Origin of the sequence: Polynucleobacter sp. QLW-P1DATA-2 (assembly GCF_001870365.1) — a bacterium.
Lineage (GTDB): Bacteria > Pseudomonadota > Gammaproteobacteria > Burkholderiales > Burkholderiaceae > Polynucleobacter.
In genome coordinates, this window is sequence record NZ_LZMQ01000009.1 from 184,161 (window position 1) to 189,954 (window position 5,794).

Below are 5,794 nucleotides of genomic sequence, written 5' to 3' on the forward strand. Positions count from 1 at the left end.
CCCCTCGGTCGATTTGCATGAGCATGACAAGTTCACTAAAACACATCAAAAATATAGGTAGAAAACTAAGGGATGTCCGTGAATCGCAAGGGCATAACTTAGCTATCCTGGCACGGCAGTGTGATCTCTCGGTAGTCTTGTTGACCGCTATCGAAAGAGGGGATTCGCTAGCGTTTGCTAGAGCCCAATCTAGTATTGAAATTGCAGCTCAAGTCTACGCCAAAGTCTTGGGAGTTCAATTAGAGCAGGGCGGTGATCAAGGCAGCATTGATGATGGCGTCTACATCCCACAATTTTTGCGGAAAAAAGAAGGGGCCTAATCCCGCATCGCCCCTTGCCATGCTTACTGCGTAATTCTCGCGCGAGCCCTCAGATCTTTCACTGTCTCAACGAGGTATTGCTGCACATAGGCTTGGCGTAGCTGGGGTTTAGACTCTTCAAATCCTGGCAGCTTGTAGTTGCGCTTGTCATCTAACTTAATAATGGCCCAGCCACCTTGTACCTGGATGGGTGCGCCATAAGTTGCGCCCTTGTTTAACTTGGCAACAAGCGGCTGTAGTTCTGGATTAAGTTGCCCTGGATATAACCAACCCAGTTGACCGCCATTACCCTTAGCGCCCTCAGCGATAGAGTACTGCTGGGCTAATTTTCCAAACAGTTCACCCTTGTTGATGCGATTAATGAGGTCAATAGCATCGGATTCATTGTTGACAACGATTTCGCTGATACGGTACTGATAGCCTGAGGCAGCATCACCGGTAAGCTTGCGCTGGCGGTCGTACTCTTGGCGCAGCTGGGTATCGGTAATAGGGGATTGCTTAAAGTGATCTTCCACTAAAGCCTGTATTAGGAGAGTTTGGCGTAGCTGCGTGTATTGATCATCTAAATCAATATTTTTTTCCAAGTCCATGCGCTCAGCCTGTTGGGCTAAGAGCTCGCGATTGATGAGCTCATCTTTCAAGGCCTTTTGTAATTCAGGCGTATTTTTTTGACCTTGCGCTACAGCAGCTTTCACGTTCAGATCTAGCAAGCCCTTTGTCAGCATCGTGTTGTTCACGGTCGCAAAGAAGTTGATGTTTGAGGTGCTAGAGCTGCTAGATTCTGGGGCGGCAATGACGCTGTAGGAGTTGCTTAACAGGGTGGCGCAGACAAGACCAAAAAGATGTTTTTTCATGTGCCTATTATAGAGTTTGATATCAATCCGTTCTGCATTAGGGCGGCAATCTCAACCCCTGGCCAAGGCTTGTATCTCACAACAATTTGCCTGAAAAAATAACTCAACAAGACCGAACCATTAGGCCGTCTTTAAACTTCATGAATGAAAAAATTTTAAAAAAATTGGCGGGCTTGAGATCTTGCAGGGACCACCGTGACTCCTAAGCAAATCTTAAAAAGGCGGGGTTGCATTCTAAGAAAGCACCCCCATATAGTCTGACCCGCGCTAAAGATTAGGCCAGTTCATCCAGTCACCTAATTTATGGGTTTAAAAATAGGCGTCACTTTAATTCTTCCAATGTCATGGTCAATAGACATCAGAAAGACTCTTGAATGCATATAACAAAGTTCAAAAAGGGCAAGGTTTAGTCATAATTTAATATGCAATATTTATTGAGTTTTGCCTGTAGATCTGGTGAGATCAAATTCCTCATCTGTCTTTGCTGTCTTAATCTTATCCAGATAATTAGCCCAATCCTGCATTAACTCAACCCTCTGCTTTATAAATTGAGTACGGTTGTAACTCTTGCCATTAACATCTTTTACCGCGTGAGCAAGTTGAGCCTCTAGGTGTCTCCAATCTTTATTCAAAACCTCATCAAGCATTGTTCTGCCGCTAGCTCTAAATCCATGGCCGCATTGCTCATCGCCAAATCCAAGGGTGCGTAGAGCTTTATTTATCGTGCCATCGCTCATTGGGCTATTTGCGGTTCGCTCACCTCTGAATACATAGATGCTTTTTCCTGTGTAGCGCTTTACCTCTTTCAGAATTTCTATGGCTTGAGTTGGTAGGGGAACTAAATGATCCTCACCATTTTCTTTTTCATATTTCTCACGCTTCATCTCCATCGAAGGAATGGTCCAAATGCCTGCCTCTAAATCAAGCTGACTCCATTGGATTGTTCGTAGATTAAATGGCCTCTGAAAAAGGATTGGGGCTAGTTTTAAGGCTGCTTTAACGGTTGGGGTACCTGTGTACCCATCTATTGCTATAAGTAGTTGTGCAAAGCGCTTAGGATCAGTAATCGCTTGCAGGGTTTTACCGCGATAGGGCTTAAGTTTTGCTTTAATTCCTCTAGTGGCATCCGGAATATTATCGAGCGCCACGTACTCCCAAATTTGACGGCAGATCATGAGGTTTCGATCGGCAGTTTCTACTGCACCACGATCCTCAACTTTTCTCAATGCATGGAGAATTTCGTTTCCCGTAATTTCCTTCATGGGTCGATCACCGATCCATGGAAAAAGATCACGCTCCATTTGACGCAGCGTTCTGTCAGCATGGCTATCGCTCCAGCCTGATTTCTTGGTGGTGTGCCAATCCAGCGCTATATCTTTGAAGGTGTCCCCAACTGGCCTTTGCCGAACCTGCTTTTCTATCTTTTTGATGTGACCTGGATCTTTACCGGACGTAATGAGTATTTTGGCTTCATCACGCTTCAGCCTAGCTGCTTTAAGGGTAAGGGCAGGGTAGATGCCTAAAGCAAGCCTTTTTTCCTTATTGGCGATGCGATATTTCAGGCGCCAATATTTACCACCGGATTTGCTGACTTCAAGGTACATGCCCCCATAGTCTGAAAAACGTTTAAAGGCTTTATCTAAAGGGCAGGAGGCTGACTTACAGATGGAGTCAGTGAGCATGTGGGGGCATAAATTTCATGTGTTCAGTCTACTCCAGTTATGCCCCCCAGATGTGCCCCCAGAATAATTAAAAACTAGCATTTCCTAGCGTTACCTACAGACAACAAAAAACCCCTTAGAGCTATATGCTGTAAGGGGTTGTTTGGTGTTGCTAGATGATGCTAATACTAATATTGGTGGAGTCGGCGGGAATCGAACCCGCGTCCGCAAATCCTCCACAACAAGTTCTACATACTTAGTCATATCGTTTGATTTAATCAGTTAGGCACGGACTGACACGTTCCTCGCTGACGATTCACTAGGTTTTCGAATCATTCCCCGTGACATGAAATGATCTTATCTCTTGTAAATGACCCTGATCTAGCTTTCGCTAGCTGACCCAAGAGAGAATCAGTTCAGGGGCAACCGCAATTAAGCGGCTAGTGCGAAACGTTCGTCGTTTGCAGTTATTACATTCCCATTGATTTACGAGATAACGGGTCCTCGGTATGCCCTTGATGCTTTGTAATCCACGTCGAAACCATGTCGACCCCGGAGTTCATGCATTGGAAACCCTATTTTAAAGCTGCCAGCCTTAAATTGTTGAATATCTTTGCTTATCCCTTGTTGGGGAAGATGATTTGCAATAAATCAAGCGGAGCGTGGATGATGAAATCTGCCCCCCAGGCCTCTGGAGGCTCTTTACAGCCACAATAGCCATAGGCTGCTGCAACCGTTTGCATGCCAGCAGCTTTGCCCGCCAAAACGTCCCTAATGTCGTCGCCCACATAAAGTGATTTTGTGGGATCAATGTTGGCTTCTCTGGCGGCATGCAGGATAGGCTCAGGATGTGGTTTTGAGTGTGGCGTAGTGTCGCCAGAAACGGTTGAAGCAGATCTTTGGCTTAAGCCCAGCAGATCTACTAATGGGTTCGTAAAGCGCTTGCTCTTATTAGTCACTATTCCCCAGGGGAGGTTGGCTTGATCCATTTGATCGAGCAAATGATCCATATCGTCGAATAACTTGCTCTCCACTAATAAGGCCTTTTCATAATTAGCAAAAAACTCATCGCGCAAGGGGATGAAATCCGGATGATCTGGAGCGATGCCAAACGCGCCTTCGAGTAGACCGCGTGCACCGGCAGAAGCATGGGGGCGAAGCAATTGGTAGGGTTTAGGCTCTAAATTACGAGCAATGAGTAGTAGATTGGTAGCGGCAACTAAATCCGGCGCTGTATCAGCCAATGTGCCATCTAGATCAAAAAAGACACCATGGTATGGGCTTGATAACTTAGTCATGCTTTGGATTATTTCTGCACCGCAATCATGTAGTTCACATCTACATCATCATTCAAGCTATATACCTGAGTCAGTGGGTTATAGCTGAGCCCTTTCATGCCCATCATCTCTAATCCCGCATTGCGAGTGAAGGCAACCAATTCAGAGGGTTTGATGAATTTTTTATATTCGTGAGTGCCTTTTGGCAGCAACTTGAGGATGTACTCGGCACCAATAATGGCAAATAAGTAGGACTTCGGGCTGCGATTGAGGGTGCTAAAAAAGAGTGTGCCACCCGGCTTGCAAAGTTTGGCGCAAGCCCGCACTACTGAAGCGGGATCGGGTACATGTTCGAGCATTTCCATACAGGTCACTACGTCATATTGCTCAGGCTGTTCATTGGCTAAATCCTCTGCTGAGATTGAGCGATAAGTCAGTTTGGCACCCACCTCTAATGCATGTAGTTGTGCAACCTTGAGCGCTTTTTCAGATAAATCAATACCGGTAGTTTCGGCACCTGATTGGGAAATTGATTCCGCCAAAATGCCTCCACCACAGCCTATATCAACAACTTTTTTGCCCTCTAAATTGACGAAAGATTTAATCCAATTGAGACGCAATGGGTTAATCGCATGCAAGGGCTTGAATTCGCTATTAGGATCCCACCAGCGATGGGCTAGGGCGCTAAATTTGGCGATTTCGGATTGATCAACGTTCATATTGGTTTGGTGAAGAGCTTATTGGGTGAATTGATGAATATAGCGGAAATAAAAAAGCCCGCTAGAAGCGGGCTTTTTTACAAGTAAAAAGAATTACTTAGCTGCCGTACCAACAACTTCGATATCGGTACGGCGGTTCTTAGCGCGGCCTTCAGCAGTTGCATTTGATGCAACTGGATTGCTCTTGCCTTTTGATTCTGTGTAGATGCGGCTACCGTCAACACCCTTGCTTACGAGGTATGTTTTAACGGATTGTGCACGACGTTGACCGAGAGCCATGTTGTAAGCATCTGTACCAACGCTATCAGTGTTACCAACAGCGATGATTACTTCCAACTTGATCTTGCTCAAATCAGCAGCGATCTTGTCCAAAGTAGCTTTACCTTCTGGTTTCAAATCAGACTTGTTGAAGTCATAAAGTGTGTCAGCTTGCAAAGTGATTTTGCTTTGGCTAACGCCAGCAGCAGCAGCACCTTGAGTCAACGCGCCATCGCAACCTTTAGCTGCAGTTGCAGGTGTCCAGTTGTTATCACGCCAGCACAATGTGCCGTCGCCGTTTTTCCAGTTTAGGGCGCCGTCGCCGTTTTGCCAGTTATCAGAAGCCATCGCTGCAGAAGCAGAAACGGTAATAACAGAAGCGAGCAACACTTTTAGGGTTTTGTTCATTTTTAGTCCTCAAAAATCTCTTTTTTAATTAAAGTCAAACTTAAATGTAATTCGCCCTACCTTGAAACAAATACTGCAAAGCGACACATCTCAATTTCGTACAAACTGACAGAATCTTAGCATAGCGCCCCTCTGTCATCAAAATGATATTATTTCTAGATGGAACAAGCCGCTAAAGAAACACTACCAATATCCCTCGAAGACGAAATGCGGCGGTCCTATTTGGACTACGCAATGAGCGTCATCGTCGGCAGAGCCCTGCCAGACGTGCGTGATGGCCTCAAACCGGTTCACCGC

General features: G+C 45.6%; 6 protein-coding genes and 1 other RNA gene. 1 reads left to right on the top strand and 6 read right to left on the bottom strand.

Annotated elements, in window-relative coordinates; all coding sequences use genetic code 11:
• Nucleotides 1-17 precede the first annotated feature (17 nt).
• Entirely contained in the window at nt 18-320 is a 303-nt protein-coding gene (locus tag A9236_RS10680; protein ID WP_236638901.1) for a helix-turn-helix domain-containing protein, read from the top strand.
• 23 nt (nt 321-343) lie between these two features.
• Here A9236_RS10680 and A9236_RS10685 read toward each other — a convergent pair whose 3' ends face one another.
• From A9236_RS10685 to ompA, 6 genes are all read right to left on the bottom strand, one after another.
• The gene (locus A9236_RS10685; protein WP_071467894.1) at nt 344-1,174 is read right to left on the bottom strand and encodes a peptidylprolyl isomerase; all 831 of its coding nucleotides are present in this window, start codon (nt 1,172-1,174) and stop codon (nt 344-346) included.
• 431 nt (nt 1,175-1,605) lie between these two features.
• Nucleotides 1,606-2,856, bottom strand: coding sequence for an integrase arm-type DNA-binding domain-containing protein (locus A9236_RS10690; protein ID WP_071467895.1), 1,251 nt, complete (start codon nt 2,854-2,856; stop codon nt 1,606-1,608).
• A 174-nt stretch (nt 2,857-3,030) separates the two neighbouring features.
• Nucleotides 3,031-3,389, bottom strand: a transfer-messenger RNA (tmRNA) gene (gene ssrA / locus A9236_RS10695).
• 63 nt (nt 3,390-3,452) lie between these two features.
• Nucleotides 3,453-4,133, bottom strand: a complete 681-nt coding sequence (locus tag A9236_RS10700) for an HAD family hydrolase (protein WP_071467896.1) — start codon at nt 4,131-4,133, stop codon at nt 3,453-3,455.
• Nucleotides 4,134-4,141: 8 nt separating this feature from the next.
• A complete protein-coding gene (gene ubiG, locus A9236_RS10705; protein ID WP_071467897.1) occupies nt 4,142-4,831 on the bottom strand; it encodes a bifunctional 2-polyprenyl-6-hydroxyphenol methylase/3-demethylubiquinol 3-O-methyltransferase UbiG in 690 nt (229 codons plus the stop codon).
• 93 nt (nt 4,832-4,924) lie between these two features.
• A complete protein-coding gene (ompA, locus tag A9236_RS10710) occupies nt 4,925-5,497 on the bottom strand; it encodes an outer membrane protein OmpA (protein ID WP_071467898.1) in 573 nt (190 codons plus the stop codon).
• Nucleotides 5,498-5,794: the final 297 nt, after the last annotated feature.